This is a genomic window from Kribbella sp. ALI-6-A, assembly GCF_001984195.1.
Classification (GTDB): domain Bacteria; phylum Actinomycetota; class Actinomycetes; order Propionibacteriales; family Kribbellaceae; genus Kribbella.
Genome location: NZ_MTQN01000009.1, coordinates 485,005 through 511,268, shown reverse-complemented (window position 1 = coordinate 511,268; position 26,264 = coordinate 485,005). Strand labels below are relative to the sequence as shown.

The 26,264-nt window shown below is 69.1% G+C and carries 31 protein-coding genes, 1 pseudogene and 1 riboswitch; of the genes and pseudogenes, 12 read left to right on the top strand and 20 right to left on the bottom strand.

All coding sequences use genetic code 11. From position 1 onward, the window contains the following. The first annotated feature begins 86 nt into the window (after positions 1-86). From BWI15_RS11375 to BWI15_RS11350, 6 genes are all read left to right on the top strand, one after another. Positions 87-863, top strand: coding sequence for an SDR family oxidoreductase (locus tag BWI15_RS11375; RefSeq protein ID WP_077014293.1), 777 nt, complete (start codon positions 87-89; stop codon positions 861-863). Next, a complete protein-coding gene (locus BWI15_RS11370; protein WP_077014292.1) occupies positions 864-2,282 on the top strand; it encodes an amidohydrolase family protein in 1,419 nt (472 codons plus the stop codon). A 23-nt stretch (positions 2,283-2,305) separates the two neighbouring features. Continuing rightward, the gene (locus tag BWI15_RS11365) at positions 2,306-3,145 is read left to right on the top strand and encodes an SDR family NAD(P)-dependent oxidoreductase (protein WP_077014291.1); all 840 of its coding nucleotides are present in this window, start codon (positions 2,306-2,308) and stop codon (positions 3,143-3,145) included. A 19-nt stretch (positions 3,146-3,164) separates the two neighbouring features. After that, positions 3,165-3,503, top strand: coding sequence for an Atu4866 domain-containing protein (locus tag BWI15_RS38335; protein WP_083750688.1), 339 nt, complete (start codon positions 3,165-3,167; stop codon positions 3,501-3,503). After that, complete coding sequence (locus tag BWI15_RS11355) at positions 3,500-4,099, top strand: hypothetical protein (protein WP_077014290.1); 600 nt, start codon at positions 3,500-3,502, stop codon at positions 4,097-4,099. The genes BWI15_RS38335 and BWI15_RS11355 overlap by 4 nt, the downstream gene beginning before the upstream one ends. Before the next feature lie 138 nt (positions 4,100-4,237). Further along, the gene (locus BWI15_RS11350) at positions 4,238-5,176 is read left to right on the top strand and encodes an AraC family transcriptional regulator (protein ID WP_077014289.1); all 939 of its coding nucleotides are present in this window, start codon (positions 4,238-4,240) and stop codon (positions 5,174-5,176) included. A gap of 29 nt (positions 5,177-5,205) precedes the next feature. On the opposite strand, the gene BWI15_RS11345 is transcribed toward BWI15_RS11350, so the two are convergent. The 4 genes from BWI15_RS11345 to BWI15_RS39320 all read right to left on the bottom strand — a co-directional run bounded on the left by BWI15_RS11345 (position 5,206) and on the right by BWI15_RS39320 (position 7,228). Then, positions 5,206-6,153 (bottom strand): permease prefix domain 1-containing protein, encoded by a 948-nt coding sequence (locus BWI15_RS11345; protein WP_077014288.1) that lies wholly within the window; start codon positions 6,151-6,153, stop codon positions 5,206-5,208. Further along, positions 6,150-6,491, bottom strand: a complete 342-nt coding sequence (locus BWI15_RS11340) for a PadR family transcriptional regulator (RefSeq protein WP_077014287.1) — start codon at positions 6,489-6,491, stop codon at positions 6,150-6,152. The genes BWI15_RS11345 and BWI15_RS11340 overlap by 4 nt, the downstream gene beginning before the upstream one ends. 357 nt (positions 6,492-6,848) lie before the next feature. Continuing rightward, positions 6,849-7,037, bottom strand: coding sequence for a hypothetical protein (locus BWI15_RS11335; protein WP_077014286.1), 189 nt, complete (start codon positions 7,035-7,037; stop codon positions 6,849-6,851). 50 nt (positions 7,038-7,087) lie between these two features. Then, on the bottom strand, positions 7,088-7,228 hold the full coding sequence (locus BWI15_RS39320) for a hypothetical protein (RefSeq protein ID WP_168197291.1): 141 nt from the start codon (positions 7,226-7,228) through the stop codon (positions 7,088-7,090). Between the two features lie 43 nt (positions 7,229-7,271). Further along, positions 7,272-7,405: riboswitch (FMN riboswitch) on the top strand. A 113-nt stretch (positions 7,406-7,518) separates the two neighbouring features. Here BWI15_RS39320 and ribB point away from each other — a divergent pair. After that, positions 7,519-8,142, top strand: a complete 624-nt coding sequence (ribB, locus tag BWI15_RS39315) for a 3,4-dihydroxy-2-butanone-4-phosphate synthase (RefSeq protein WP_077014285.1) — start codon at positions 7,519-7,521, stop codon at positions 8,140-8,142. Here ribB and BWI15_RS39310 read toward each other — a convergent pair. The 10 genes from BWI15_RS39310 to BWI15_RS39305 form a co-directional block, all read right to left on the bottom strand. Then, the gene (locus BWI15_RS39310; protein ID WP_077014284.1) at positions 8,126-10,294 is read right to left on the bottom strand and encodes a glycoside hydrolase family 31 protein; all 2,169 of its coding nucleotides are present in this window, start codon (positions 10,292-10,294) and stop codon (positions 8,126-8,128) included. The genes ribB and BWI15_RS39310 overlap by 17 nt on opposite strands. Continuing rightward, a complete protein-coding gene (locus BWI15_RS11320; RefSeq protein ID WP_083750753.1) occupies positions 10,294-11,412 on the bottom strand; it encodes a glycoside hydrolase family 15 protein in 1,119 nt (372 codons plus the stop codon). The genes BWI15_RS39310 and BWI15_RS11320 overlap by 1 nt, the downstream gene beginning before the upstream one ends. Before the next feature lie 8 nt (positions 11,413-11,420). After that, positions 11,421-12,671, bottom strand: a complete 1,251-nt coding sequence (locus BWI15_RS11315; RefSeq protein ID WP_077014283.1) for an ABC transporter substrate-binding protein — start codon at positions 12,669-12,671, stop codon at positions 11,421-11,423. Positions 12,672-12,699: 28 nt separating this feature from the next. Then, complete coding sequence (locus BWI15_RS11310; RefSeq protein WP_077014282.1) at positions 12,700-13,524, bottom strand: carbohydrate ABC transporter permease; 825 nt, start codon at positions 13,522-13,524, stop codon at positions 12,700-12,702. Next, entirely contained in the window at positions 13,517-14,476 is a 960-nt protein-coding gene (locus BWI15_RS11305) for a carbohydrate ABC transporter permease (protein ID WP_237771224.1), read from the bottom strand. The genes BWI15_RS11310 and BWI15_RS11305 overlap by 8 nt, the downstream gene beginning before the upstream one ends. Then, positions 14,473-15,678, bottom strand: coding sequence for an ROK family transcriptional regulator (locus BWI15_RS11300; protein WP_077014281.1), 1,206 nt, complete (start codon positions 15,676-15,678; stop codon positions 14,473-14,475). The genes BWI15_RS11305 and BWI15_RS11300 overlap by 4 nt, the downstream gene beginning before the upstream one ends. Before the next feature lie 298 nt (positions 15,679-15,976). Continuing rightward, complete coding sequence (locus BWI15_RS11295; RefSeq protein WP_077014280.1) at positions 15,977-17,188, bottom strand: RNA polymerase sigma factor; 1,212 nt, start codon at positions 17,186-17,188, stop codon at positions 15,977-15,979. Then, positions 17,185-17,526, bottom strand: coding sequence for a YciI family protein (locus BWI15_RS11290; protein ID WP_077014279.1), 342 nt, complete (start codon positions 17,524-17,526; stop codon positions 17,185-17,187). The genes BWI15_RS11295 and BWI15_RS11290 overlap by 4 nt, the downstream gene beginning before the upstream one ends. 18 nt (positions 17,527-17,544) lie before the next feature. Beyond that, complete coding sequence (locus BWI15_RS11285) at positions 17,545-17,952, bottom strand: VOC family protein (protein WP_077014278.1); 408 nt, start codon at positions 17,950-17,952, stop codon at positions 17,545-17,547. A gap of 86 nt (positions 17,953-18,038) precedes the next feature. Then, complete coding sequence (locus BWI15_RS39305) at positions 18,039-18,182, bottom strand: hypothetical protein (protein ID WP_168197290.1); 144 nt, start codon at positions 18,180-18,182, stop codon at positions 18,039-18,041. A 130-nt stretch (positions 18,183-18,312) separates the two neighbouring features. Here BWI15_RS39305 and BWI15_RS40445 point away from each other — a divergent pair, with 130 nt between their 5' ends. The 4 genes and pseudogenes from BWI15_RS40445 to BWI15_RS39300 all read left to right on the top strand — a co-directional run bounded on the left by BWI15_RS40445 (position 18,313) and on the right by BWI15_RS39300 (position 19,990). Beyond that, complete coding sequence (locus tag BWI15_RS40445; RefSeq protein ID WP_269087161.1) at positions 18,313-18,447, top strand: hypothetical protein; 135 nt, start codon at positions 18,313-18,315, stop codon at positions 18,445-18,447. Positions 18,448-18,543: 96 nt separating this feature from the next. After that, positions 18,544-19,101, top strand: a complete 558-nt coding sequence (locus BWI15_RS11280; protein WP_077014277.1) for a hypothetical protein — start codon at positions 18,544-18,546, stop codon at positions 19,099-19,101. 188 nt (positions 19,102-19,289) lie between these two features. Continuing rightward, positions 19,290-19,691 (top strand): annotated as a pseudogene (locus BWI15_RS40710) (ATP-dependent DNA ligase); the annotation flags it as partial. A gap of 44 nt (positions 19,692-19,735) precedes the next feature. Next, positions 19,736-19,990: a hypothetical protein gene (locus tag BWI15_RS39300; RefSeq protein ID WP_077014276.1), complete on the top strand. Its 255-nt coding sequence runs from the start codon at positions 19,736-19,738 to the stop codon at positions 19,988-19,990. Here the strand turns inward: BWI15_RS39300 and BWI15_RS39295 are convergent, their stop codons facing one another. From BWI15_RS39295 to BWI15_RS11250, 4 genes are all read right to left on the bottom strand, one after another. Then, on the bottom strand, positions 19,991-20,146 hold the full coding sequence (locus tag BWI15_RS39295) for a hypothetical protein (RefSeq protein ID WP_168197281.1): 156 nt from the start codon (positions 20,144-20,146) through the stop codon (positions 19,991-19,993). Positions 20,147-20,182: 36 nt separating this feature from the next. Continuing rightward, on the bottom strand, positions 20,183-21,403 hold the full coding sequence (locus tag BWI15_RS11260; RefSeq protein ID WP_077014275.1) for an MFS transporter: 1,221 nt from the start codon (positions 21,401-21,403) through the stop codon (positions 20,183-20,185). Next, on the bottom strand, positions 21,393-21,968 hold the full coding sequence (locus tag BWI15_RS11255) for a winged helix-turn-helix domain-containing protein (RefSeq protein ID WP_077014274.1): 576 nt from the start codon (positions 21,966-21,968) through the stop codon (positions 21,393-21,395). Before BWI15_RS11255 ends, BWI15_RS11260 begins: the two co-directional genes overlap by 11 nt. 71 nt (positions 21,969-22,039) lie before the next feature. Continuing rightward, entirely contained in the window at positions 22,040-22,585 is a 546-nt protein-coding gene (locus BWI15_RS11250) for a class I SAM-dependent methyltransferase (RefSeq protein WP_237771223.1), read from the bottom strand. 289 nt (positions 22,586-22,874) lie between these two features. Between BWI15_RS11250 and BWI15_RS11245 the strand changes: the two genes are divergently transcribed. After that, positions 22,875-24,149, top strand: coding sequence for a hypothetical protein (locus tag BWI15_RS11245; RefSeq protein WP_143465491.1), 1,275 nt, complete (start codon positions 22,875-22,877; stop codon positions 24,147-24,149). Here BWI15_RS11245 and BWI15_RS11240 read toward each other — a convergent pair. Together BWI15_RS11240 and BWI15_RS11235 are read right to left on the bottom strand one after the other, a co-directional pair. Next, positions 24,068-25,051 (bottom strand): hypothetical protein, encoded by a 984-nt coding sequence (locus BWI15_RS11240; protein ID WP_077014271.1) that lies wholly within the window; start codon positions 25,049-25,051, stop codon positions 24,068-24,070. The two genes, BWI15_RS11245 and BWI15_RS11240, sit on opposite strands and share 82 nt — an antisense overlap. Before the next feature lie 96 nt (positions 25,052-25,147). Beyond that, positions 25,148-26,203, bottom strand: a complete 1,056-nt coding sequence (locus BWI15_RS11235; protein ID WP_077014270.1) for a fatty acid desaturase family protein — start codon at positions 26,201-26,203, stop codon at positions 25,148-25,150. Between the last annotated feature and the right edge of the window lie 61 nt (positions 26,204-26,264).

Genomic DNA, 26,264 nt, shown 5'->3' with positions numbered 1-26,264 from the left:
CTCCGCCCGGTCGAAGCGCACCACCCGCCGGAGTCGGTTCCGGCGACTCCCTCCACTGTCTTCCGAACTCCTGAAAGAGGTCCGTCATGTCTGCTCTGCTCACCGGTACTCCGCTGGCCGGCCGCGTCGCCGTGGTCTCCGGCGCCTCCAGCGGCATCGGCGCCGCCACCGCCCAGCGGCTGGCCGAGCTCGGCGCGAACGTCGCCGTGCTCGCCCGCCGCAAGGACAAGCTGGACGCGCTGGTGGACTCGATCCGCGCTGCCGGCGGGACCGCTCTCGCCGTCCCCGTCGACGTCACCGGCCGGGACGCCGTCCAGGCCGCGGCCGACCAGGTCGCCGACCAGCTCGGCACCGCCGACCTCGTCTTCAACAACGCCGGCGTCCAGCTGATCTCCGGCATCACCGAGCTCCGGATGGACGAGTGGCAGCGCCAGATCGACCTGAACGTCACCGGCGTGATGAACGTCATCGGCGCCTTCCTGCCCCAGCTGAGCGCGACCGCCGAGGCCGGCCGGCCCGCCGACCTGATCACCACCTCGTCGATCGCGGCGACCCGCATCCTGGAGAAGTTCTCCGTCTACTCCGGCACCAAGGCCTACATCAGCCACCTGACCCGCCTGCTGCGCGTGGAGCTCGGGCCCAAGAACATCCGGGTGGCGACCATCGAGCCCGGCATGGTCGACACCGAACTGCCCGACCACGTCACCGACCCCGACGCCACCCGGCTGATGGCCGACCTGATCGAGCAGATCGACGTGCTGCAGTCGTCCGACGTCGCCGAGACCGTGGCCTTCATGACCGCCCTGCCGGCCCACGTCAACCTGACCGAGATCACCATCCTGCCGACGGCGCAGGTGATCTGAATGAACAACAGTGTGAGCACTCCGACGTCCGCGGCCGCTGTGCTGGACCAGTTGCGCAGCCGGTCCGCCGACCCCACCCGGCGCATCCTGCTGACCGGTGCGGCCATCGTCACCATGGATCCCGAGCTCGGGGTCCTGCCGCACGGCGATCTGCTCGTCGAAGGCCGCAAGATCGTTGCTATCGGCCCCGACCTGCGCAGCGAGGGCACCGCCGACGGCGCGCTCGTGATCGACGTGACCGGCGCGATCCTGGCTCCGGGCTTCGTCGACACCCACCGCCACGCCTGGGAGGCGCAGCTGCGCCGGATCATGCCGGACGTGAACGACCTGGGGGAGTACGTGATGTCCACCCTGTCCGGCATCGCCCCGGCGTACCGGCCCCACGACGTGTACGTCGGCACCAGGCTCGCCGCGCTGACCGCGATCGACAGCGGCATCACCACCATGCTCGACTTCTCCCACAACTCCCGCACCGCCGCGCACTCCGACAGCGCCGTCGAGGCCCTCATCGACACCGGCATTCGCGGCGTGCACGCTTCGATGCGGCCGCACTTCGGTGCGTGGGACGGCCAGTGGCCGGCGGATCTGTCCCGGCTGAAGGAGCAGTACTTCGGCTCCGACGACCAGCTGGTCACGCTGCGGCTGGCCACGCTGGCCACCGACGAGATCGCCGGCCCCGACCTCGCGTACGGCGACCGGCTCGCCCGGGTGGCCCGCGACCTGGGCGTCGGGGTTAGCGTCGACGCCGTCTTCGGTGTGCCCTCGTCGAACGCCATCGTGTCGTGGGCGAAGAACGGCCTGCTGGGACCGGAGGTCTCGCTGATCCACTGCACGGGCCTGACCCCCGAGGCGTGGCAGGCGATGGCCGACACCGGCACCGCCGTCTCGCTCGCGCCGACCTCGGACGCGCAGATCGGCCTGGAGAGCGCGATCCCGGCCATCGACGAAGCGCTCGCGGCCGGGATCCGGCCCGGGCTGAGCATCGACGTCGAGGTCGCCCTGGCCAGTGACATGTTCACCCAGATGCGCACCCTGCACGCGATCCAGCGGATGCGCGCGGTCAACGGCGCCTACGGCACCACCGCGACGCCCAGCCGGATCGGGGTCCGGGACGTGCTCGACTTCGCCACCCTGCAGGGTGCCCGGTCGATCGGGCTCGGCGACGTCACCGGCTCGCTCACGCCGGGCAAGCAGGCCGACCTGCTGGTCGTCCGCGCCGAGGACCTGAACAACATGCCGCTGAACGACCCGATCGGCACGCTCGTGCTCGGCTCCGACCCGCGCAACATCGACGCCGTCTTCATCGCCGGTGAGGTCCGCAAGTGGGCCGGCACTGTCCTGGACGTCGACCTGCCGGCCCTGCGGGACGACGTACGGGAGTCCCGGGACCACGTTCTGCAGACTGCTCGCAACGCCTGATCCCAGCACTGGAAGGAGCTGTCATGACCGACGTCGCAGCCGACGAGCACGGCGCCTCCGGGCGCACGATCGTCCTGACCGGGGCGACCAGCGGTATCGGCTTGGCCGCCGCGCGGGACCTGGCCCACGACGATTCCACCGCCCACCTCATCCTGCACGGACCCGAGCCCGAGAGCGCTGCGCGATCCACGCTGTCGCGGCTCGGGAGCGGCAAGGCCAAAATCGACTACCTGCAAGCCGACTTCGACAACCTGGACGAGGTCGTCACCCTGGCCGGACGTATCCGTGACCTGGTCGGGCACGTGGACGTCCTGGTCAACAACGCGGGCCGGCCAGGCGCTCCCGAACGCCGGCTCAGCGCCAACGGGTACGAGACGACGTTCCAGGTCAACTACCTGGCCGCCGTACTGCTGACCGAGCGCCTCACACCGCTGCTGCTGGAGCGACCGGGTGGGCGGGTCGTGCACGTGTCGTCGGCCACCCATCTGTCGGCCGACCTGCGGCTCGACGACCTCCAGCTCGAGCGGCACACCTACAGTCCGACCATCGCCTACGCCCGCTCGAAGCTGGCGATGATCATGCACGCGCTGTGGCTCGCACGCCAGCCGGCAGCGCCCACGATCGTCAGCATCAGCCCGGGCGTCATCAGCACCGGCCTGCTGCACGCGATGTACGGCGTCGGCGGCGCGCCGGTCGAGCACGGCGCCCGGAACCTCGTCCAGGCCGCAACGGCGTACGGAGTGAGGTCGGGCGCGTACCTCGACGACGGCAGCCCCGCGGCGCCGAGCCGGTCCGCGCGCGACCACACCGCGCAGGACGAACTGCACCGGCTGACCACCCACCTTCTCGAACCCTGGCAGTGACAACCCGAAAGGACCACTCATGATCCCGAAGCACCTGCTGGCCCTCGGCCTGCTCGCCACCTTGACCGCTTGCGCCACCGAGGCCCCCGGCGCCGGCCGGCCCTCCACCACTCCCTCGTCCGACCCCCATCCGTACGTCGGAATGTGGGTCACCGCCGACGGCCGCATCCGGCAGGAACTGCTGCCCAACGGCCGCTACGAGGAAGCCCGCGACGGCCGCCTCCGCGCCTACACCGGCCGCTACACCGTCACCGGCACCCACCTCGACTACTTCGACGACCTCGGTTTCACCGCCACCGGCGACGTCCGCGACGGCGTCCTCTACCACGAGCACCTCGTGCTGTACCGGGAGCGTTGAACCGTTCGTACGCCGAACTTCTGGGGCACTGGTTCGGTGTGCGCGCCTACCTGAACACCGCCCCGCGATGGATCTTGTGCCTGCTGTACGGACTGCCGTTCGGCGCGATCATGTCGATCGGCATCCTCTGGGACCACTGGTCCGATCCGCTGGAGATCATCCTGTTCGGACTGGTCGCCGGCCTTTTGTACGGCGCCTTGGTGACTTTCGCCACCGAGAAGCCGCGGCGCGAAGTACGGGCGCTGATCGGTGAGGTGCCGCGCGACGAGTGGAGCACGGTGTTCCGCGCCGCGCGACGAGGCCCGGCGCCGGCCGACCCCGAGCTCCGGGCGGCCGCGCTACGGCTGAACCGGCACGATGCGGCCAAGGCCCGGCTCGGGGTGTGGATGACGCTTCCGTTCGTCGTACTGATGATCGCGGCGGTCGTCTTCAAGCCCGACGGCCGGCCGCAGTGGTCGGTCCTGGCGGTGCTTGCCGTGGTGGGTGTCGGCTACCAATGGATGAGCTCACGACGTCTCGACCGGCGCGCCGAACTGCTGACGGTCGCTGACGACCGGCCGGCCGATCGGACCGGGCCGGTCGGCGAGCGATCCTGACGGCCGTCGGATCAGTTGGATTCGGCGACCATGACCCTGGTTGTCGGTGTTGGCGATGTCAGCCCAGGAACCAGGAGTGGGCTTTCCTAATTGGCGATCGGTCGGAAACATACGTGATCGTCCCGGTAGGCTGGGGGAGTGGACGTGTTCAGTGACGTCATCGCCAGCGCGCGGGTCGGAGTGCCGAAGTTCACCCGGTCGCAGCGGGTAGGGCGATGGGGCAACCGGTTCGGGCCCTATCCGGGCGCCGGATTCCATGTGGTGCTGCAGGGATCGTGCTGGCTGATCCCACCAGCGGGCGAACCGGTCGCGCTGAGCGCCGGCGACGTCGTGTTCCTGCCGCACGGCGTACAGCACGGGATGAGCGACAGCCCGGGCCGGAAGGTGTCCGAGCTGCCGCCCGACGCCGGCGTCGACAACATCGGCGAGTACGACGAGGCGCCCGACCAGGCGCTGCTGCTCTGCGGCGCCTACCGACTGGACCGCGGGCTGGCCCATCCGTTCCTGCGATCGTTGCCTGAGGTCGTGCATCTCCCGGCGCACCCTGGCCGGCGGTCAGGACTGGATGCGGCGGTCGACCTGCTGCGCGCGGACCTGGCCGAGAACCGTCCCGGTGCGGAGGCCGCGCAGCCCGCGCTGCTCGATCTGCTGCTCGTGTACCTGCTGCGAGAGTGGCTCGACTCCGAGTCCGGCCGGTCGGAGACCGGTTGGGGCGCCGCGCTCACCGATCCCGCGATCACGGCGGCCCTGCACCAGATCCACCGCGATCCGGCCAGACGGTGGACCGTCCAGGAACTCGCCCGCGAAGCCGGCCTGTCCCGGACTGTTTTCGCCCGCCGGTTCAGCGCTCTCGTCGGCCAGCCGCCGTTGACCTATCTGACCTGGTGGCGCCTCAGTACGGCGGCGCGAATGCTCCGCAGCGGCAACGCGTCCCTGGCCTCGATCGCCCACCAGGTCGGCTACACCTCGGAGTTCGCCTTCGCCGCCGCGTTCAAACGCGAGTTCGGCGTTGCGCCCGGCGCCTACCGCCGCCAAGCCCCGGAACGCACCGGCGCCCAGGTCCTTGCGGAAGCCTGAGCGCCGGGCGCTGCTCGGAGCCGTGACGGTCAGCTCTGTGCGCGAGCCTCACGGAAGCGGCTGACGATCTCGGAACCGCTGACGAGCAGGACGGCAATCACGGCGATCGTGTAGACCGCGTCCGGCACCGTCCAGCCGTTGTTGACGTCGGCCAGGAATGCCGGGTTGAAGAACTTGTGCTGCGAGAGGATCCACGCCAGCGGCAGCGTGACGAGCAGTTCGGCCACGGCGTACAGGCCGGCGTGCAGCATGGTGCAGGTGCGGGTGGCGAAGCGGATCACCTCGAGCGTCACGACGCCGGCCAGGCCGACCAGGATCGGCCAGATCCAGCCCGACCACAGCGCCGGGTCGAGCACCTCGATGCGATCGTTGCCGGCCCGGTACGGCGCGGCGGTGTGCTGCCAGACGATCAGCGCGAGCACCAGCGCGTTCCATCCGATGGCCAGGGCGGCGCCGGAGTCCCGCTTCTCGGTCTGCCGGAGTTCGGGCAGGTCGTCGGGGCTCCACTGGTCGACCTCCGCGACCGCCGTCTCGCGGTGCCGGGAGCGGTCGATCAGGGCGAACACCACCGTCAGCCAGGCGATCATCTGCGCGCCGACGGTGAGGATGCCGCCGATCGCGCTGCCGATCGCCGCGCCGACGTCATTGCTGTCCAGGACTTCGATCACCACCAGCACCGCGACCACGATCGGCAGCACGGTGGTCAGCAGCAGCTTGAGCAGCCGGACGTACGCCGGGTAGAGCTCCGGCCCGATCAGAGCCAGCGGCCGGTCGGCGTACTTGGCGGCGAGCCGGATCGGGTCGCCCATCTCGGTGAGCACCGCGCGCTCGGCGGCCTCCGGGTCGGCCGCACCCCGCGCGTCGGCGGTGTCGGCGATGGTCGTGCGCAGCTCGTCGGCCACGTCGGCCCGCTGGTCGGCCGGGATCCGCCGGACCACCTCGTGCACGTAGCGATCGGTCAGCGTGTTCCCGCTCATCGGTTCTCCTTGGTCAGTCGGGCGATCGAGTCCACCAGGTCCTCCCACTCGCGCACCAGGCCGGCCCGCACGCGCGAGCCTTCCGGGGTGACGCGGTAGAACTTGCGCGGCCGCGACTCGTCGGTGTTCCAGTCGCTGGTCAGCAGGCCCTGCTTCTCCAGCCGGCGCAGCAACGGGTACAGCGTGTTGCCGTCGACCGTGACGCCCGCGTCGTTCAGCGTCACCAGCAGCGCGTAGCCGTACTGCGGTGCTTCGAGCAGCGCGAGACAGGCCAGGACGACCGTCCCGCGACGGAGCTCCTGGGCCTGGCTGAGAATCAGTTCTTCGGCGTCGGCCATGCCTCACACGATACTGTGTGGCACACACTAATGTCCATCGTCTATCCCAGTGTGCTACGCAGACATGCGTGAGCCCCGCCCTGGAGGGCGGTGCTCAGGTCGCGGGGTGGGGTCAGCCCGAGATGCGGGCCGCGATGCCGTCTAGCAGGAGGTCGAGGCCGATCCGGAACGACTGGTCGGCGTCCAGGTGAGGATCTCCCGGCGAACCGCGACGATCACGTAGGCGTTGACCGCGGCGACCGCCGGCACGACCGTGTCGAGGTCGACGCCGCCGATCGCCGCCAGGACAGCTTCTCCGCTGGCGAGCGTGAGCAGGTCGGACGCCAGTCGGAGGTTGCTGGAGTTCTTCCAGCCGAGCTAGTCGCGGAGGAGTTGGTCGTTGGGGTCGTCGTCAGCGGGAGCCTCGTCGGGGTCGGGCAGGCCCGACTCCGCCAGCGGCTTGCCTTCGTCGGCCCGGTCGCTCACGGTGTTCGGGTCCTGGTCGGCGTCGGTCGCGTCCCTCTCGGGGCCGTCGAAGGGCGGGGGATTGACCTGGCTGGTGCTCATTGGACTCCTCCTCGGTGGTGCTTTCCAACCCCTGTACCCAACTGGGAAAGCTACGTCGCGTCGGCGAGGCCGCCGATGACCTGTACGACCTTGTCCACCACCGGCACGCTCTTGCGCGGCATCTTGTCGACCGCGCTGATCAGCGTCTCGCTCCCCGAGGAGATGCCGATCAGCTGAGACCGACAAAACACCGCGCGGGCCGAGTCTGCCGATAGACTGGCGGCCAAACGTAGAACACGTGCTCTGGGGTCGGTGAAATTCCGAGCCGGCGGTGACAGTCCGCGACCCGTACCTCCGCAAGGAGGTCCGGTTGACCTGGTGGAATTCCAGGACCGACGGTGAAAGTCCGGATGGGAAGACGCACGTGGCAATCTGCGGGACGTCGTCCGTCGACGCCTGGGTGCGAACACCCGGGCGCGGCGTGGCCGGCGTCGCGGAGCTTGTCGTTGCCCCGGAGCGCCTTGCCGAGAGGACAGCGACCGTGAGCACCGCCGTGACGACAACCCGCCTGGACACCATCGACCGCGCGATCGCCGAGATCGGCCGTGGCCGCCCGGTCGTGGTCGTCGACGACGAGGACCGCGAGAACGAGGGCGACCTGACCTTCGCCGCGAGCCTGGCTACGCCCGAACTGATGGCGCTGCTGGTCCGCTACACCAGCGGGTACGTCTGCGCGCCGGCCGCGCCGCAGATCCTCGACCGGCTCGAGCTGCCGCTGATGGTCCCGCACAACCAGGACAGCCTGCGCACGGCGTACACGGTGTCGATCGACGCGAGTACCGGTGTCGGCACCGGCATCTCGGCCGCTGACCGGGCCCGCACCGTGCGCGTGCTGGCCGACCCGTCGGCGCAGCCCGCGGATCTGATTCGGCCCGGTCACATCCTCCCGCTGCGCGCGGTCGACGGTGGTGTCCGGCAGCGGCCCGGTCACACCGAGGCGACGGTCGAACTCGTCCGGCTGGCCGGGCTGCCGCCGGTCGGGGTGATCGGCGAGCTGATGAACGACGACGGCACGCTGATGACCGGCGCCGACCTGCGCGCGTTCGCCGACGCTCATGACTTCGCGATGGTCTCGATCGCGGACCTCGTCACGTACCTGGCGTGACGAAGATCGGCGCGAGCCGTTGCCAACTGCTGGTCTTCGCATACACCGGTACGACGGTCAGCGGCACCTCGCGGGTGACTTGTCCGGCGCCGGCCGGCTCGCCCGTCCAGACGTCGGTCCAGTCGCCGGCGGGCAGGTACGTCGTCCAGTGCGTCGCGCCGGGCTCCAGCACCGGGTTGACCAGCAGGTCGTCGCCGAGCAGGTACTGGTGTGGGTGGTTCCACACCTCGGGATCGTCGGCGTGGTCGAAGAAGAGCGGGCGCATCAATGGGCGGTCGGTGCTGATGGTCCGGGCGGCCTGTTCGGTCAGGTAGGGGACCAGGCGTTCGCGGAGTTCGGCGTACGAGCGGAAGAGGGGGACGACCCGGTCGTCGCCGGTCATCTCGGCGACGTGCCAAGGGGTGCGGTCGCGGAGCGGGAGCTGGTGGTGGTTGAACTCCGAGTGGTACTGCATGATCGGCATGAACACCGAGGCGGCGGCCGCGCGGAGGTAAAGCTCGGCGTCGGGCACCGGTCCGGAGAATCCGGCCAGATCCCAGCCCCAGTACACGATCCCGCACGAGGCGGCGGTCAGGCCCGCGGTCACGGACGAGCGGAACGCCTCCCAGGTGGAGTCCTCGTCGCCGGCCCAGTAGATGCCGTGCGCCTGCGAACCGGTGAAGCCCGAGCGTGAGAAGGTGACCGGCGCCTTGCCGGCCGAACGGAGCAGGTCGCCGAACGTCCGGGCGTAGTGCACCGGGTACAGGTTGTTGCCCTCGTCACCGAGCTTGCCGTCGGCGTAGACGAGGTCGTGACCCCACGCGTGCTCGCCGCCGTCGGTTTTGAACCCGTCGACGTCCAGGTCCTCGACCAGGTAGCGCCGCTTCGCCGTCCACCAGTCGCGGGTGCGCTGCACCGACAGGTCGGGCATCAACGCCTGCGGGAACCACCAGCCACGGTTGCGGTACGCCGTACCGTCGGCCTCCAGCACGGCGTGGCCGTCACGCACCATCGCCGCGGCGTCGGCCGCCACCTGTCCGGTGCTGAACTCGGTCTTCTGCAGCGGAATCTGCCACAGGATCACCTTGATCCCGCGCGCGTGCAGGTCGTCGATCATCGCCTTCGGGTCCGGCCAGGCGCCGTCCGGGGGATAGGTGAAGTCGCTCGCCGCGTGTGCGCTGCCGTCGGTGGTCACCTCGTAGCGCGCGTCCCGCCAGATGGTGATGCCCTCCTCGTCGCTCCAGGCCTCGATCACCACGACCCCGACCGGGATCGACAGGTCCCGGTGCGTGTCCATCCGGGCGGTGACCAGCTCCTGGGTGTTCCACTCGTTGCCCGAGGCCCACAGCCGGAACACCCACGAGGGCAGCTCCTCGGCCCGGCCCACCTCGTCCAGGAAGGCCTTGAGCACCTCGGTCGGCGAACCCTCGTAGATGCCCAGGTCAACCACCGGCTCATTGCCCAGAGCCACTTCGATCGTCAGCTTCGTCTCGTCCGAGGAGTACCACGTACGCCGGCAGGTCCGGACGTGGAAGCTCCAGCCGTTGCCCGATCCGTCCACGACATGCGCGAAAGGCATCGGCAGGTAGGTCCGCCCGTGAACCCCCTGCGACTTGTACTGCTCGAACACGACCGCGTCCAGGTCACGCCCACGCTGATCCAGTACGTCGTACCGCTCGCCGAACCCGACCAGGTGGTCGTCGGGTCCGAGCTCGAAGGACAACCGCGCCCGGTGCACGCCCTCCGCCGAGGTCAACCACTCGACGTTGCGCACCCGCCCGTCCCCACCGCGAATCTCCCCGCCGGACGACGCCCACGCGGCAGGCGAAACCTCGAACCACTCGGTGGTCACCGTGCCGGCGCGGAATCGGTACTTCACCGGCTCGAGCACCGGGGGAGTGGTCACCGACCACGCGCCGTCGGCGCCGAGAGACTTGGCTTGAGCCTCGCTCAGATGCCCGTCGCCGCCGGCCAGCGCGGCAGCGTCCGCGGCCGCCGTGACAGCTCGTTCCATCGGCAGCTCCACCGAGCCCCATTCGCACATCACCTGGCCTGCGTCGGGCGCGACGACGCCGAGCCGAACGGACTGGCCGGTCAGCGCAAGCACGGGGACGCGCTGGTCGGGCGAAGCGGCGTACGGGTGTTCGATGCCGTGGGGTCGGTGCGTGAGCATCAAGCGTCCTTGTCGGTGATGCCGAGTTCGTCGGCGAGGATCAGGTACATGCCGTGGGACCAGAGCAGTGGACTCGCGACGGTGCCCCAGCGGGCGACCCACTCCTCACGGGAGTCGGGGTGGAGCAGCCGGTGGCCGACCTGCTCGGGCAGGTCGCCGTTCTCGTCCGCCTGATCGGCGATCCAGCGAAGATGCCGCCACGCGCCGACGGTGTCGCCCGCCGCGGCCAGGTTCCAGCCGAGCAGGGCGGACAGCAGGATCCACTGCCCGCCCCCGTAGAACACGTCGGCGGTGAAGCGGTGCACGCCGCCGTCCACGTCGAGCTCCTGCGCGACGGCCGCGAGAGTGCCGCCCGCCAGTTGGGAGCCGGGGGCAACCAGTCCGAACGGGACGACGCACGACGGCAACGATCCGTCGACGGCCGAACTTCCCAGCCACTTGGCCAGGTGACCGTCGTGCACACCCTCGGTCTCGACCAGCGTCCGGATCCGCCCGGCGACCTCCAGCACCGGCGTCGAGGTGTGCGGCGCGACGGCGACCAGCCCGCCGTAGATCGCGCCGAGCGTCGACACGTGCCGCTGCTCGACGTGCTCCTCCCACCAGTCGTAGCAGGGACGGTCCCAGAAGGCGATCAGATAGTCCACCGCCACGTCGATCCCCGCCTGCCACCGGGCCAGGTCCAGCCCGTGCCGCGCGGCATGCGTGATGACGGACCACAGCCACATCCCGTACCCGTCGGTCTGGAAGTCCCACCACGGGTCCGACCCGTTCTGCCCGTCGAAGGTGAACCTGGTCGGCAGCATCGCTTCGGGCGACGGCGTCTCGCCCCGGGCCAGGGCCGCGCGCAGGTCGTCCACCTGCGCGCGGCGACGACGCAGTACGCCGTCCACCCAGTCGTGGAACCGGCCGGCCGAGGCGACGTCGCCGTACCGGGAGATGCCCTCGGCCGTGAACGAGCCGTCGCGCAGCCACGCGTACCCCCGGTACGCCGAGAACGTCGGCGCGGCGGGATAGGCGCCACCCGGGTCCTGGTGCTGGGTGATCACCGTGTGGCTGTGCCTGGCGAGCTCGCGCAGCCGGGCGAGCTCGCTCAGGTTCGGGGCGGAGGTGGGGATCATCGCGTCCTTCACTTCTTCAGCAGGCCGTTGACCTTGGTCTGGGCGTCGGCCAGCGCCTTCTCGACCGGCTTGCGGCCGGCCGCGGCGGAGGTCAGTTCCTGGGTGACCAGGTCCTGCATCTCCTGCTGACGCTCGATCACCGGCGGCAGCACGGTCTCCTCGAGCGCGGCGAACACGGCCTCGCGGTTGGCCGGCTTCGGCTGCTCCAGGTACGGCGCCAGCTTGGCCTCGTCGGCGACCGGCGGCAGCTCCCACGAGCTCGCGAGCCGGGTCTTGGTGGTCTCGTCGGACGAGGCGAGGAACGTGATCCACTTCTGCGCGGCCTCCGCGTTCTTCGACGCCGCCGACACGACCAGGCCGTTGACGAACATCGCCGACGCCTTCTTGGTGTTGCCGGGCTCGACCACGACGTCCCACTCGAACGGCGCGTCGGCCATCGCGGAGAACATCCAGATCCCGGTGTGCCACATCGCGAGCTTGCCGGACTTGAACAGCTTGGAGTCGAAGTCCGGCGTACCGGCGCCGTCGGCCTCGGTCGGCATGGACTTGCCGACCTTGTCGATCAGGAACTTCGCCGCCTCGACGCCTTCGGGTGAGTTGAAGGTCGCCTCGGTCCGGTCGGCGTTCAGGAACTCACCGCCGTTCTGCGCGAGCACCTTGTAGAACTCGTTGTACGACACCGGCTGGTAGTCGCCCCAGACCTTTGCGCCCTTGTCGGTCAGCTTGGCGGCCGCGGCCTGCTCGTCCTTCCAGGTCCACTCCGCGGTCGGCTCCGCCACACCGGCCTTCTTGAACAGCGCCTTGTTGTAGAACAGCACCACGTTGGAGAACGACTCCGGCACGCCGTACTGCTTGCCGTCGGCGTTGAACGCGTCGTACAGGGACTTCTTGTAGACCGAGCCGTCGACGTCCTTCAGCTCGGCCAGCGAGCCGTTCTTGGCGTAGGTGACGAAGTTCTCGTAGTTCAGCTCGAACGCGTCGGCCGCGTTGCCGCCGGCCACCGAGGTCTGCAGCTTGGTGAAGTAGTCGGCGTACGGAACGGTCTCGACCTGCACGGTGATGTTCGGGTTGGCGGTCTGGAAGGCGTTGACGATCGCCGTCAGGTCCTTCTCGTGGCCGTCGTTGGACGAGAAGTTCATGTAGCGGACGACGGACTTGCCCTCCGGCGCGGCCGCCTCCTTGGTGGCCGATCCCTGGCCGCAGGCCGTCAGCGCGAGCGCCGCGGCCACCCCCGCCACGGCGAACTTGAGTAGAGCCATGATGCCTTCTTTCGGTTGGTGCAGGCCCTCACTTGATGCCGGTGTGTGCGACACCGGCGATGATGTGGCGCTGCGCGAGCAGGTAGACGACAGCGATCGGCACGATCGAGACGACGGAACCCGCCATCACGACGTCCCACTGGGTGGTGAACTGGCCCTGCAGGGTGGACAGGCCGAGCGGGAGCGTCATGAACTCCGGCGACCTGATCACCACCAGCGGCCACAGGAAGCTGTTCCAGCTGCCCATGAACGCGAACACCGCGACGGTCGCCAGCGCGGGCCGGATCAGCGGCAGCACGATGGTGGTGAAGATGCGTAGGTGTCCCGCGCCGTCGATGGTGGCGGCCTCGTCCAGTTCGAGCGGTACGGCGGTGACTGCCTGCCGGAGCAGGAACACCCCGAACGCCGACGCGATCGTCGGGGCGAGCAGCGCGAAGTACGTGTCCTGCAGGTTCAGCGTTTTCATCTCGATGAACAGCGGCACGACCAGCACCTGCAGCGGCACCATCAGCGTGGCCAGGTAGAACCCGAACACGACGTTCTTCAACGGGAACTGCAACCGCGCGAACCCGTACGCCGCCATCGCGCCGGTGACGAGTTGCAGCACGGTGGAGGCGATCGCGATGCCGAGCGAGTTCAGCATGATCCGCCACATCGGGATCGCGTCGAGCAGGGTGCGGTAGGCGTTCAGGGTGGGATCGTCGACGACGAGTTTCGGGCCGTCGGCCAGCGAGCCCTCCGGGGTGATCGAGGTGATCACCGTCCACAGGAACGGGAAGAGCATGATCGCGGCGCCCACCAGCACCGCGGCGTACAGGGCCAGTCTGGCGGGCAGCGAGCGCGTGTCACGCATAGTGCACCCACCGGCGCTGGCCGCGGATCTGGACGACGGTGATCAGCAGGATGACCGCGAACAGGATCCAGGAGAGCGCGGAGGCCTCACCGGCGCGCCCGTAGCGGAAGGTCAGGTCGTAGATCTGCCCGACGACCACCTGGCTGGACCCGGCCGGGCCGCCCGCGGTCATCACGTAGACCTGGTCGAACACCTGGAAGCCGTTGATCAGCGAGATCACCACCACGAAGAAGGTCGACGGAGACAGCAGCGGAAGCGTGACCCGCCAGAAGCGCTGCCAGGGGCTCGAGCCGTCCACCATCGCGGCCTCGTGGAGCTCACCGGGAATGGCCTGCAGCCCGGCCAGCAGGATCACCATCACGAAGCCCAGGTCCTTCCAGGCCGACGAGAGCATCACCGCGGGCAGCGCCCACTGGGGATCGGTCCACCAGCCCGGCTCGGGCAGGCCGATCGCGCCGAGCACCTGGTTGACCAGGCCGTTGGTGGGGTTGAGCAGCCACTTCCAGACCAGCGCGACGACCACCCAGCTGGTCACCACCGGGAGGAAGTACGTCGCTCGCAGGAAGGAGCGGCCCTTCAGCTTCTGGTTGAGTGCGAGCGCCAGGAGCAGCCCGCCGACGTACACGAGGGGTAGGTAGCCGACGACGTAGATCAGTGTGTGCAGGAAGACCCGGCGGGTCATCTCGTCACCGAGCAGGTTGGCGTAGTTGCCGAAGCCGACCCACTTCATCGGGGAGATGAGGTTCCACTGGTGCAGGCTGACCCAGAGCGACGACACCATCGGGATCAGCGTGAAGACGAACAACGGGATGGCGCTCGGCAGCAAGAAGAACAGCACCCAGCCGAGGCGCTTCCACTGTCCTGGGCGGCGGCGTGGACGCTTTGGTGTGGTAGGCAGGTCCCGGACCGGACCGGCGGCGGTCGCGCGTGCCTCCACCGTCACCCCGTTCATCGGGTCCCCATCCGCGCGCGGACCAGGCGGCTCTGCTCGCCGCCGTTGCCGGCCGAGTCGAACGGGGAGGTGAGCACCAGCGACGCGGCCCCGCGGGCCCACTGGTCCTCCGTCCACGGTTCCACCACGACCGGCACGTCTTTGCGGGCCGGTAGCAACGATCGCCGGAACGACGGCTCGAAACCGGTCTGCCAGAACTCCCACCCGTCCACCCCCTCACCCATCAGCACGACCACCTCGGGGTCGACCGTGTGGATCACCCCGGCGAGCGCCCGGCCGAGCATCGCGCCGGCCTGCTCGAAGATCTGTCGCGCCGCGGCGTCACCGTTGCCCGCGGCCCGTACCAGGGTGGCGATGGTCCCGCGCGGGCCGATCGCCTTCCGGGCGCGAGCGGCGCGAACGATGCCTGCGGCCCCGATGTATGCCTCCAGGCAACCGGTCGAGCCGCACGTGCAGGGCGGAAGATCACCGTCGCCGAAGACCGGGATGTGCCCGATCTCCCCGGCGCCGCCGTTCGCGCCGCGGTAGATGCCGCCGTCAACGACGATCCCGCACCCGATGCCGCGCCCGATCGTGACCACCAGGTACGCCGAGTGGTCCCGGCCGATCCCGTAGAGCCGCTCTGCGGCGGCCAGGGTGTTCACGTCGTTGTCGACCAGCACCGGGGTGTCGAGCGCCGCACGCAGCGTCGGCCCGACCTGCGCCGCCTGCCAGCCCAGCGTCGGCGCGTCCACGATCCCGGACGCCTGCGAATCCACCGCCCCCGGTACGCCGACCCCGACGCCGAGCAGCCGATCGTCGAGCTCGGCGATCTCCTTGGCCAGAATCTGCCCGAGCCGCGCGATCGCGTCCTCCGCCGCCGGGTCGTAGTCGTGCTCCGTCGACGACCGCACCGTCCCGTCCAGTTCGACGGTCACCACCGCCACGTGGTCCGCCGTCACCTTCGCCCCGAGCGCGACCCCCGCGTCCGTCACCAGCCCGATCAACCGCGCCGGCCGCCCACCCGTCGACGGCACCGACTCCAACTCCTCGACCAGCCCTCGCGCGATCAGGTCCTTCGTCACCTGCGTGACGGTCGCCGGACTCAGCCCGAGCGCCCGCGCGATCTCCGCCCGCGACGTAGGCCCCTGCGTCCCGAGCAGCCCGACAACCCCCGACGGCACCAGATCACCGCGCGGAATCGGACCTTGGGCGTTCACCACGCGGCGCTCCTCTACAACTTACTTCGGCACTAAATTTAGTGAGAAACTAAGCCTCGGCCTGGAGTCTGTCAAGAGGAAGCACCACGCCGTGACAAACGGCGGTCGCACGGTCGCTGCGCGGTATGCCGTGGCGACCTGGTGAGTGGAGCCGAAGACGACGTGCCGGGTGGGCGTGGTTGAGACACGGTCGAGCAGAACCGAGCCCCGCGCCAGGTGCACCACCCCACAACGGGGGAGCGGGCGCTGCCGGGTGGTCGCCGCTACGAACTGAAGTGGACGGCTACCTTCGCTGAACTCGTCAAGTCAGCTCGGCGCCAGCGAGTCGCTCTTTCAGCACTTCGGCCTGTGCGGGGTTGGTTGTGAGTTCGAGAGCGCGCCGGTCGGCTTTGGTTGCCCCTTCGGAGTCGCCGACGGCTCGGAGCAGTTCAGCGTTGGTGGCGTGGTACAGCGGGTAGTTGTCGAGTTCTTGGTGCAGGGCGCCGAGTTCGGTGAGGGCGGCTTCGGCGCTGTGGACGTACCGGACGGCAACGGCGCGGTGCAGCCGCGTGACAGGGGTGGGTTGCAGGTGCAGCAGCATGTCGTACAGGACGAGGATCTGTTCCCAGTCGGTGTCGTCCCAGCTGGGGGCCTCGCTGTGGCAGGCGGCGATGGCCGCCTGCACCTGGTACGGGCCGGGGGCGCGGTGACGGCGGGCGGTGCGGGTGAGCAGCGCGGTCGCGGCGGTGATCGCGGCGTGGTCCCAGGTACTGCGGTCCTGGTCCTGGAGCAGGACGAGTTGACCGGCGTCGTTGAACCTGGCTGCGGTGCGGGCGCGATGGAGCCGGATCAGGACCAGGAGTCCGGTGACTTCGGGTTCGGCCGGCAGGAGGCCGGCCAGAAGCGCGGTGAGCCATTCGGCGTCGTCCACCAGGTCGCGTGAGTGTGCGCGATCGCTGCTGCTCGACAGGTAGCCCTCGTTGAAGAGCAGGTAGATGACGGTGAGCACCTCGTCCAGGCGGTCTGGGAGTTCGTCGTCGCGGGGGATCCGGTACGGGATTCCAGCCTGGGCGATCTTGCGTTTGGCGCGGGTGATGCGTTGCGCGAGCGTTGTCTCGGACGTGAGAAAGGCGGCGGCGATCTGGCCGGTGGTGAGGCCGCAGACCACTCGAAGGGTCAATGCGATCTGCGCTTCGCGGGCCAAGGCGGGGTGGCAGCAGGTGAAGATCAGTCGCAGCCGGTCGTCGGGCGCGGGCTGCAGGGGCCACTGAAGTTCGGCGAGCTTGGAGCGGTAGTTCTGCTGGCGGCGCAGTACGTCGAGTCCCCGCCGTCGGGCGACGGTGAACAGCCAGGCGTCGGGCCGGTCGGGGATGCCCTCGACGGGCCAGCGGCGCAGTGCGGTCTCGACGGCGTCCTGGACGAGGTCTTCGGCGGTGGAGAAGTCCCCGAGCAGTGAGACCAGGGATGCCGCGAGCCGGCCCGCGTGGTCTCGCACCACGCGGGCCAGTTCGTCGGCGGCGGGAGTGGTGGTCATGACTCCACTGGGCGGATTTCGACGACCGGGCAGCCTGGCCACTCCTTGGCGATCCGGAGGGCCTCGTCGAGGTCGGCGACGTCGATTTCGGTGAAGCCGCTGACCACTTCCTTGCCCTCGATGAACGGCCCGTCGGTGGTGACCGGGGTGGGTCCGTCGAGGCGCAGGGTGGTGGCGGTGTGGGGTCCCTGGAGTTTGTGGCCGCCGCGGATCTTGTCGGAGTGGTCGAGGAACCACTGGTTGACCCGCTGGTAGGCCCGCTCGCGCTCGTCGGCGCTCATCGCCGCGAGGTCTTTGGCGAACTGTTCGGTCTCGACGAACATCAGTACGTACTTCATGAGGTGACCTCCTGGCCTTCAGTGTGTCGGATCGGCGGGCAGGTTGGCGTACAGGTCGACGCCGTTGCCGGACGGGTCGGCGACGGTGGCGTAGCGCATGCCCCAGGGAGCGTCGAAGGGCTCTTGCAGCCCGGTGACTCCGGCCGCGGTCAGTTCGGCGTACTTGGCGTCGACGTCGGCCGGGCTTCCGAGCTCGAAGGCGAGGAAAGTCCGGCCGTTGGCGGGCGGGATCCAGTGCGCGGTGGTCTTCGTGCGCAGCTCGTCGGTGTCGAGCATCAGGTGCAGCCCGTTGGGCAGGTCACAGCCGGCGTGGTCGTCGGGCATGTACTGGTCACGGACGAACTCCAGCCCGAGAAGCCGGTAGAAGCCGATCGCGGCGCCGAGGTCTGTGACCACGATGTCGAGCACATTGAGGGTGGGTTGCATGGTGCCTCCCGGTTTGGTGGGTTTACAGGGGAGACGATCGGCGCCACCACGGATACGACAATGTGGCGGTAGATCCGCGATCTGCGTCAACCCGCCGGATCAGGCGCTGCTGACCCGATCCCCACGATCGCCGTCGAAGCCGTCATCGCCTGGCTCGACGCCGGCTGCCCCTCACCCGAAACCGCGCCCGACACCATCAGCAGCATCATCGCCAGTGCCGTCAGCGCCATCGCCGCCACCAACGACGCAGCTGAGCAGCCGTGACGAAGTCCTGGCGCCCGAGACCTCGACCAAGGCTGTTGCTCGGCTGTCATCCATCCGAGCGGGACCAAGCTGGGCCGCCGGGGCCACACTGTGGCTATGGGCAACTTGTCGCCCGAACTCACCGGGCCGGTCCAGCTCGAACTCGCCAAGGCCGTCGAGCAACTGCCGGGCAAGCATGGAATGCCAGGCGGATCCCGCTATGAATTGCAGTGGGACGGCTACCTTCACTGAACCATCGACCTGCGGGACGCCTTGTAGGACGGTGCGCGACCGGATAAACTGCAACTCCTTCTCCGAGCGGATCTCTCCGCGTCGGAGAATTTTTGTATGCCCATACTTCTGTACAAGGCAGCGGTCCAGAACCTTCTGGGTGACGATCTCCTGCCATTGAACCTGATCCGGCACCGCTACCCGGCCCTCTACGATCGAGAGCGTTTGAAGTACGCCCGGCGACCCCACGTGATGGACCATCCAGTACATCCGCTTGGGTGCCGATGGGCCGACGTGCTGTTCTTCTCACCCGTCCACCCGACTCTGATCTTCGACGCCCTCCGCGAGGCGGGCCGGGTCAGCGGACAGCCCGACTACTGGACCATCGATGCGGAGCTACTCTCGCCCGAACGGACCTGCATTCTGCTCAAGCGGCACGATCCGCTCTTTCAGCCGCAGCCAGCCGACGACTATTTGCCCTTCACCCCGGAGGCCGCAGCCGCACTGGCTGTCCCTTCGGCGCAGGCGCTCGAGCGCCTGCGCACTCTGACACCCACCGAACCGATCCTGCCCTGGGCTGATATCCCCCATGTTCTCCACCGCGGCCCAATCCCAGTGACATCCCTCCGGACCTCGGATGGTGGCGTCATCCGCAGCAGACGAGATCGGCAGTAACTCTCGACGGCTGCTGAGGAGCGGGCCGTGACGACAGGGCCCGCTCTGATCTCGATCAGCCTCCCCCTTGATCCACTTCAGCAACTGCTTCTTGGTCGGCGCGCTACGTGGCCAGCGATTAGGGCACACGCGCGTACTGAAGAGTTCAGTCAACTAGCCGCGTCGGCGCGGTCTGCCGCGGCGGACAGGTGCTGTGGTCGCGCAACGGCAACGACTTCACCGCGAAGTTCCCCGACGTCCAGGCCGCACTGGCTGCCCAGGTGAAGGTCGACTGTGTACTCGACGGCGAACTGGTCGTGTGGACCGGCGAACGGCTCGACTTCGACGCGCTGCAGCAGCGGATGGCCAACACCGCCGCCACGGTGCGGCGGCGTCTCGCGCCCGCCCAGCCGGCCTCGTTCGTTGCCTTCGACATCCTGGTCGTCGACAGCGTCGACGTACGCCCGATGCGCTGGACCGCCCGCCGTGCCCGGCTGGAAGCTCTCGCCGAGGGTTGGACCCCGCCGCTGCAGCTCTCTCCGGTGACCGCCGATGCCAGCGAGGCGAAAGAGTGGCTGGAAGCGTTCAAGGCCAGCGGCGTCGAAGGTCTCGTGGTGAAAGGCGCCTCCAGCCGGTACCTGCCCGGGCGACGCGAGTGGCTGAAGGTCAAGCCGCCGCGATCGCCAACCTGCTCAAGCCGGCCGGTGTCAGGCATCCGTGGCCCGACCAGATCGCCACCCACTGGGGCAAGGGCAGCAAGACCCCGATCGTCAAGGTGCAGCCGAAGGTCGTCGTCGAGGTCGCCGCCGACGCTGCCCTGCAAGCCGGCCACTACCGCCACCCGCTGCGTCTGGTCCGCCACCGCGCCGACCTCAGGCCCGGCGACGTCGATACGCTGCCTGGCAGCTGATCACCCCACCGGCTGGTCCCCGCTGATGGGAAGCTGCTGCTCGGCTTCGGCGCGGCGCTGGCGCAGGTGCTTCAGCGATTCCTCCAAGGCGGCGACCTCGCCGAGCCATGCCCGGTCCTTGGCTTCGGCCAGGCGCGCGGTGGCGTTGCTGGTCATCTCTTCGATCCGGAGTCGTTTATGTCGGCGGTGGCATCAGAGTTCGGAGTCGCGGATTGCTTTGGCCGTCGCGGCGGTGATCGCGGCCAGCAGGCACACCGAGGCGCATCCGGCGAAGAAGACGCCTGTTCCCCACGCAGCCGCGATCAGGCCGGTGAGCGGGTAGAGCAGGGGGCTCAGGCCGAGGGTGCACAGGGAAGTCACCGAGCCGACCCTGCCGAGATACCGAGGTTCGGTCGTGCGTTGGAGTAAGGCGTTGCCGATGGCCATCGCCGCGCCGCTGATCGTTCCGAGCGCGGCGGAACCGACGATCAGGGCGCCGGCCGTGGTGACCTGGCCCAGGGCGCCGACCAGTACGGCGGTAGCTGTCAGGGCGCCCACGAGCGCGACCCCCGCTCGCGGGACGCGAGGCAGAGCGGTGAGCAGGATTCCGGTGGCTGCACCTCCGATGCTGAACACGCTCAGGGCCCAGCCGAGGATGGCCGGACCCCAATGCCGTTCGGCGGTCAGTAGGACCAGGCCAATTCCTAACGGACCGCTGAAGCACAGCTCGCTCAGCCCGACCACCACGACGAGGCGGGCCAGTCGCCGGTTTCTCCGTAGGTACCGCACCCCGTCCCGCAGATCGTCCAACGGTGAGCCGGTCGAACGCTCGGCGGTCCGTCCCCGGTTCAGGCGGACGGCAAGGAGGAGACCGAAGGACAGGGTGAACAGCAGCCCGGCCAGACCGAAGCCTGCGGCGACTCCGGCGGCGGTCAACACGATCGCGGCGATCATGGGACCGACCGCGTTGCTGACCCGGACCGCGAGCACCCGCAGTCCTTGCACCCGGCCGAGTTGTCCTGGATCGGTGAGTTGGCCCGCCAGAGCCCCCACGGCAGGCATGAACAGCGCGTCGATCACGCCGAAGACGAACGCGACGGCGTACAGCATGGGCAGCCCGCCCGCGGTGAACTGCATCAGCGCGGCAGCGCAGGCGATGATCACGCAGCGGGCGAAGTCGCTGCCAATCACCACTCGGCGCGGCCCGTACCGGTCGGCGATCACTCCACCGACCAGCATCAACAGCGCCCGGGGAATGGCTCCGACGGCCAGCACCGCGCCGACCTGCGCCGGCCCGGCAACCCGGGTCACCGCCCAGGATAAGGTCAGAAAGAAGACGACGTCGCCGCTGACCGATGCGGCGTACGCCGTCGCCCAGCGCAGAACATTGCTGTCCCGGTAGGCAGCCGTCGGCGTTGTGCCGCTATGCGCCATCGTCGGGCTCGAGCAGTGGAAACCCGTGGAGCTGGACGGCCACTGGCGTTCCAGCTTCGTTCTCGCGGTGGCGGTACTTGTTGACTACCGCAGCCAGCTCTGACTTCAGTTCGTTGAGTTCGGCCGGGGTCAATCGCAGTGTGTAGTTGCTGAACGTTGACGCCTCATACCACTCGTCGGGCAGCAGCGGTGCGGTGTACGCCAACCGTCGCAGCTGCTCGCTGTACGCGAGCAGCACCGCATGCAGGTAACCGCGACTGTCCTCTCGCTCGTCAGGTCCACCGCTTGCGGGATCGTGCACTGATGACCGATGCCGAGCCTGCCACCACCGATCGCGCCTGGTGCCACGCTGAGTGTCCTCCTCGATCAGACCCCCGTCTGCCAACTGCCGCAGGTGGTAGCTCGCTGCGCCAGAGTCGATCTCGTAGTGCTCCGCGAGCTGTCGCGCCGTCGCAGGACCACGCTGCCGCAGGTGCTCCAGCAAAGTCAGCCGCATCGGGTGAGCAAGCACCCGCAAAGCAGCCACATCCAAAACGATGTCGCCCGCTGGCGACTGATCACTCATGAGTCGTAGCCTAACCCAGAAGAGTTCTTCGCGAAGAACCCTTCTGGTTTTACCCCGGCGCCGTGGCGGGGTCAGCCTGGCTTGACCGCCCGGGTCGCGAAATAGTGCGACAGGTAGTCGGCGGATGCGTTGGAGTGGTGCGGTGCTTCGGCGAAGCCGGTGAGGACGAACCCCGCGGCGAGTTGCCCGCCGATCTGGTCGGTGAGGGTGTGGCTGTACTCGAGAGGGGCCTCCGCGCCGAACTTCGTGGCGCGTTCCTCGGCGGAGTACTGCGTGACGTCGCTGTAGGGCAGCTTGTGCACGACGATCAGCTCGCCGCGTTCGTCGAGGGCCTCGTGGTCGAACAAGTACACATCGGGGTTGAGGAAACCCGCGAGCAGAGTCCCGCCCGATCGCAGGACGCGGAAGCACTCACGCCAGACCGGTGCCAGGTCGGGTGCGAACAAGTTCGACACCGGGTGGAACACAACATCGAACGCCGCGTCGCCGGAGGCCAGGCACAACACGTCCTTGCCGGTCAGGTCCGTCGGTAGCCAGGAGCGGTCGACCGGCTCATGCCCGATGAGAACGATCGACCAGTCGCCCCCGCGGGCGCGCACGACCTCCTCAGTACTCACCGGCCTCGACCACTCGTTGCCCTCCTGGACAAGCCTGTCCCAGGCTTCCCGATTGTGGGCACCGGGATCGACGACACCGTCCTGCATGGTGAACTCCCTGTAACAGCCAAGCCGGCACCAGCGGTACCGACAGTTCGGTGCCGAAAGCAAACACGATCGAAGATGCGCGCTCAACGGATTCAGCCCCCGTCGCGTTGCCCGCGGAGCAGGAGGGCCTGAGCAGGCAACTTCCGCTCTCCTGGGTGCATCAAGCAGGCGAGAGTGGGTGGTTCCTGTGCGAACAGGTGTGGTGACTGCGGCCTTGGGGCTGCTGATGACGGTCGGGCTGGTGAGTCCGGCTCACGCGGCCGACCCGGCGCCGAGCAATGTGATGGTGGCGTGGGCCAACACCGCGCACACCCACGTCCGAGTGACGTGGAGCGAGACAGGCTCGGTGCCCAACCGGGTGTTCCCGCAGTACGCGGGCGGCCTCGGTTGGCTGACCTCGGTTCCCGCTTCCGCGGGCAACCAGGTGGATCTGCCGGTCTCCCAATTCGACACGGCGCCCATGGTCAGGGTCGCGGTGTATGTCGGGGGCAACGAATCGACGAGTCCGGCCGGGGTGTCGACGGCCTTCGACACGTTGCTGCGCGGCACGCCTGTCGTCGACTCGCTGACCGCGGCGGCAAGGAACCAGTTCACGATGAAGTGGCACGCCGGCGCCGAACCGGTGGATCCCAATCCGGGCGATCCGCTCGACCTCACGCCAGGCCCCCACCGGTTCCAGGTGTACGCGAGTCTGGCCAAGGTCTCCATCTGGGACCTGATGGTCGACGCAGGGACCGCGACGTCGGCCACGTTCACCCCAACGCAAGCGGCGCCGATCTCGGTCAGCGTGCGCGACTACAACGAGTGGTCCGACTCGTACGCCGCGGCGGGCGTCGACGTCGACACCGAACGATTCCGGAGCCTCACCGTCCCGGCCGCGACGACGTACGGACAGCCGACGGTGATCACCGGGCAGCTCCAGCGGTCCACCCGTCTGTGTGGTGCCGGTCTTTGCTGGGCGGAGGACGTCGCCGAACCGTCGCGCCCGGTCGTGCTGCATGCGCGAGCCGACGCCGCCGCGCCCTGGTACGTCGTGGGCGTCGTCCAGAGCACGGCCACCGGCACGTTCCGGTTCGCGCCGGTCGCGTGGGGGACGCGGCAGTACCGGGTCGCCGTACCGGACCAGTTCGGCAGCGGGAGCCTGGGGCTCGGCGTGATCAGCGGCGCCTCGACGACGCTGACCCGACCGAGTGTCCGCGGCAGCTTCACGGACTCCACTGTGACGTACAGCCAGCGCGTGACGACCCGGGTGACGCTCGCGCCGCCCGCGAACGTCCGGACCACGCTGCAGCGCTGGGACGGCCAGGCCTGGCGCGACCTGAAGTGGGTCTCGACCAGCAACGGTGTCGGCACGTACACCTTCACCGCCACGCAGCGCGGCCGCTTCGCCTACCGCTACCTGGTGCCCGCCTTCTCGTACGGCGGTCGCCCGCTCAGCTGGCAGGTGTCGGCGAACTTCGTCCTGACGACCAGCTGATCACGAACCGTGGACAGGATCATCGCGCCCAGGAGGCCGGCCACCACCTGGGCGGCGATGGTCGCGCCGAACCAGCCACCGCCGGCCGCGTCGAACGGCGTACCGGGGGCGAGCACGAGGGTGAGTTGGTAGCCGCCGGAGCAGAACATCGCGCCCGTACCGAGCCCAGCGGCCGCCAGCGGCACCCAGAGCCGGACCGCGCGCGGCCGGCGATGGACGAGGACGATCAGTCCGAGCAGTCCTGCGAGCGCCAGGCTTGCCGACGAAAAGTCCAACGCGCGCTGGGCGGTGCTCCGGCCGGCGACCACCTCACTGGCCAGTCCGGTCGGTCCGCCGAAGGCCCAGAACAGGCGGGCAGCGGCGACCAGGACGACCAGCGCACCGAGTGCAGCGATCAGCCGCACCTGGAGCGTGCTCGGTGACCGCGTGGCGTCGAGGCGAGCGCGGAAGACGTGTCCCCATCGGGCCCGCACATGCAGCACGAAAGCGACCGCCAGCCCGGCGGCCTGCAGGCTGAAGCCGGTGTAGACGACGCCGTACACCCAGCCCTCCAGGCCGTCGATGGGGTTGTCCGCCACCGAGCTGGTGCCCGCGAGATAGCCGACCGGGGCTGCGAGCGTCACCGGCGCGAGCAGACCTCCGGCGACCCACAGCGGGAACAGCACCAGCCACGCGGGCAGGCGTCGTCCCCACTGGTGAACCAGGGCCACCGCGACCACCGCACCGACCACCTCCATCACGGCGGTGATCAGGTTGCCCACGACAAAGGGCGTGGTCCTCATCAGGCCGGCCTGGACGACGCCGAGGTCGCTGCCGAGCAGCCAGGCGGTTTTGAGCGAGAGGTACGGCACCATCGCGGCGACGGTGAGGTAGGCGGCCGCGCGGCCTGTCGAGCTTTTCACGCCCTCCAGTGTGGGTGCGCCGATCGCCGGGCGCTTCCCTCGCGCGAGTGAAGTCGTTCCCCCGGACGAGGGAACGCCCACTCGGCGACGGACAGGTCAGGAATGACTGGGTTCGCGCAGTCCCCGGCCGACCTCGTGCATGTGGCGAAGGCCCTGTGCGTACGAGGTGACGATGCCGGTGGACAGATACGGAACGCCGATCCGCTGGCAGTGTGCGCGGACGGCCCCTTGCGCGTGTCGCAGGTTGGCGCGCGGCATGTTCGGGAAGAGGTGGTGCTCGATCTGGTAGTTCAGGCCGCCCATCATCCAGTCGGTGACCGGATGCCCGTTGACGTTACGGGAGGTGCGGACCTGCTTCTCGAGGTGGCCCCAGTGCGTGTCGGCGCCGGGCATCTCCATGCCTTTGTGGTTCGGCGCGAAGACGCTGCCCAGGTGTAGCCCGAACAGGGCGTGGTGCAGGATCGCGAACACGATCGCCTTCTGCGGCGACATGATCAGCAGCAACCCACCGACGTAGATGGTCAGGTGAGCGGCGATCAGGCCGAGCTCCAGCCACGCTTCGCGGCGCGGACGGCCGAGCAGGTAGCGGATGCTGGACACCTTCAGCGCGACGCCTTCCAGCGTCAGCAGCGGGAAGAAGATGCGGGCCTGGTGCCGGCTGAGCCAGCCGTGCAGACCGGTGCGGCCTTCGGCCTGGTCAAGGGTCCAGACCAGGACGCCGGCGGCGACGTCGGGGTCCTTGTCGGTGTGGTTGGGGTTGGCGTGGTGCCGGTTGTGCTTGTCGTTCCACCAGCCGTAGCTCATCCCCAGCAGCAGGTTCGCGTGCAGTTGCCCGAGCGCGTCGTGCAGGCGCCGCGAGCGGCCGATCTGCTGGTGGCCGGCGTCGTGGCCGAAGAACGCGGCCCGGGTGGTGAACAGCGCGGCCGGAATCGCGAGCAGCAGCACGAGCCAGGAGTTGCCGAGCAGGATCAGCCCGGCCACGACCGCGGCCAGGCACAACAGATTGACGGCGATGGAGACCAGGTAGCGCCCGGTCCGGCGTTCCAGGAGCGCGGCGTCCTTGATCTCGCGCAGCAACGGCGTGAAGTCACTGCCCTTGGACTGCGGCCGGGCGGTGGTCGGTCGGTCGAGCAGGGCACTTGACGGTGCCATAAAGAGTGAGTCCTTCAGATCGGGAGCCCGGGGCAGAACACACGGGGCCGTGAGCGGCGCG

What these genes read in the sequence shown, in the direction of transcription:
- BWI15_RS11375 (WP_077014293.1), top strand. Translation starts at nt 87, where the DNA reads ATGTCTGCTCTGCTCACCGGTACTCCGCTGGCCGGCCGCGTCGCCGTG.
- BWI15_RS11370 (WP_077014292.1), top strand. Translation starts at nt 864, where the DNA reads ATGAACAACAGTGTGAGCACTCCGACGTCCGCGGCCGCTGTGCTGGAC.
- BWI15_RS11365 (WP_077014291.1), top strand. Translation starts at nt 2,306, where the DNA reads ATGACCGACGTCGCAGCCGACGAGCACGGCGCCTCCGGGCGCACGATC.
- BWI15_RS38335 (WP_083750688.1), top strand. Translation starts at nt 3,165, where the DNA reads ATGATCCCGAAGCACCTGCTGGCCCTCGGCCTGCTCGCCACCTTGACC.
- BWI15_RS11345 (WP_077014288.1), bottom strand. Translation starts at nt 6,153, where the DNA reads ATGAGCGGGAACACGCTGACCGATCGCTACGTGCACGAGGTGGTCCGG.
- BWI15_RS11340 (WP_077014287.1), bottom strand. Translation starts at nt 6,491, where the DNA reads ATGGCCGACGCCGAAGAACTGATTCTCAGCCAGGCCCAGGAGCTCCGT.
- BWI15_RS11335 (WP_077014286.1), bottom strand. Translation starts at nt 7,037, where the DNA reads ATGAGCACCAGCCAGGTCAATCCCCCGCCCTTCGACGGCCCCGAGAGG.
- BWI15_RS39310 (WP_077014284.1), bottom strand. Translation starts at nt 10,294, where the DNA reads ATGCTCACGCACCGACCCCACGGCATCGAACACCCGTACGCCGCTTCG.
- BWI15_RS11320 (WP_083750753.1), bottom strand. Translation starts at nt 11,412, where the DNA reads ATGATCCCCACCTCCGCCCCGAACCTGAGCGAGCTCGCCCGGCTGCGC.
- BWI15_RS11315 (WP_077014283.1), bottom strand. Translation starts at nt 12,671, where the DNA reads ATGGCTCTACTCAAGTTCGCCGTGGCGGGGGTGGCCGCGGCGCTCGCG.
- BWI15_RS11310 (WP_077014282.1), bottom strand. Translation starts at nt 13,524, where the DNA reads ATGCGTGACACGCGCTCGCTGCCCGCCAGACTGGCCCTGTACGCCGCG.
- BWI15_RS11305 (WP_237771224.1), bottom strand. Translation starts at nt 14,476, where the DNA reads ATGAACGGGGTGACGGTGGAGGCACGCGCGACCGCCGCCGGTCCGGTC.
- BWI15_RS11295 (WP_077014280.1), bottom strand. Translation starts at nt 17,188, where the DNA reads ATGACCACCACTCCCGCCGCCGACGAACTGGCCCGCGTGGTGCGAGAC.
- BWI15_RS11290 (WP_077014279.1), bottom strand. Translation starts at nt 17,526, where the DNA reads ATGAAGTACGTACTGATGTTCGTCGAGACCGAACAGTTCGCCAAAGAC.
- BWI15_RS11285 (WP_077014278.1), bottom strand. Translation starts at nt 17,952, where the DNA reads ATGCAACCCACCCTCAATGTGCTCGACATCGTGGTCACAGACCTCGGC.
- BWI15_RS39305 (WP_168197290.1), bottom strand. Translation starts at nt 18,182, where the DNA reads ATGGCGCTGACGGCACTGGCGATGATGCTGCTGATGGTGTCGGGCGCG.
- BWI15_RS40445 (WP_269087161.1), top strand. Translation starts at nt 18,313, where the DNA reads ATGGGCAACTTGTCGCCCGAACTCACCGGGCCGGTCCAGCTCGAACTC.
- BWI15_RS11280 (WP_077014277.1), top strand. Translation starts at nt 18,544, where the DNA reads ATGCCCATACTTCTGTACAAGGCAGCGGTCCAGAACCTTCTGGGTGAC.
- BWI15_RS39295 (WP_168197281.1), bottom strand. Translation starts at nt 20,146, where the DNA reads ATGACCAGCAACGCCACCGCGCGCCTGGCCGAAGCCAAGGACCGGGCA.
- BWI15_RS11260 (WP_077014275.1), bottom strand. Translation starts at nt 21,403, where the DNA reads ATGGCGCATAGCGGCACAACGCCGACGGCTGCCTACCGGGACAGCAAT.
- BWI15_RS11255 (WP_077014274.1), bottom strand. Translation starts at nt 21,968, where the DNA reads ATGAGTGATCAGTCGCCAGCGGGCGACATCGTTTTGGATGTGGCTGCT.
- BWI15_RS11235 (WP_077014270.1), bottom strand. Translation starts at nt 26,203, where the DNA reads ATGGCACCGTCAAGTGCCCTGCTCGACCGACCGACCACCGCCCGGCCG.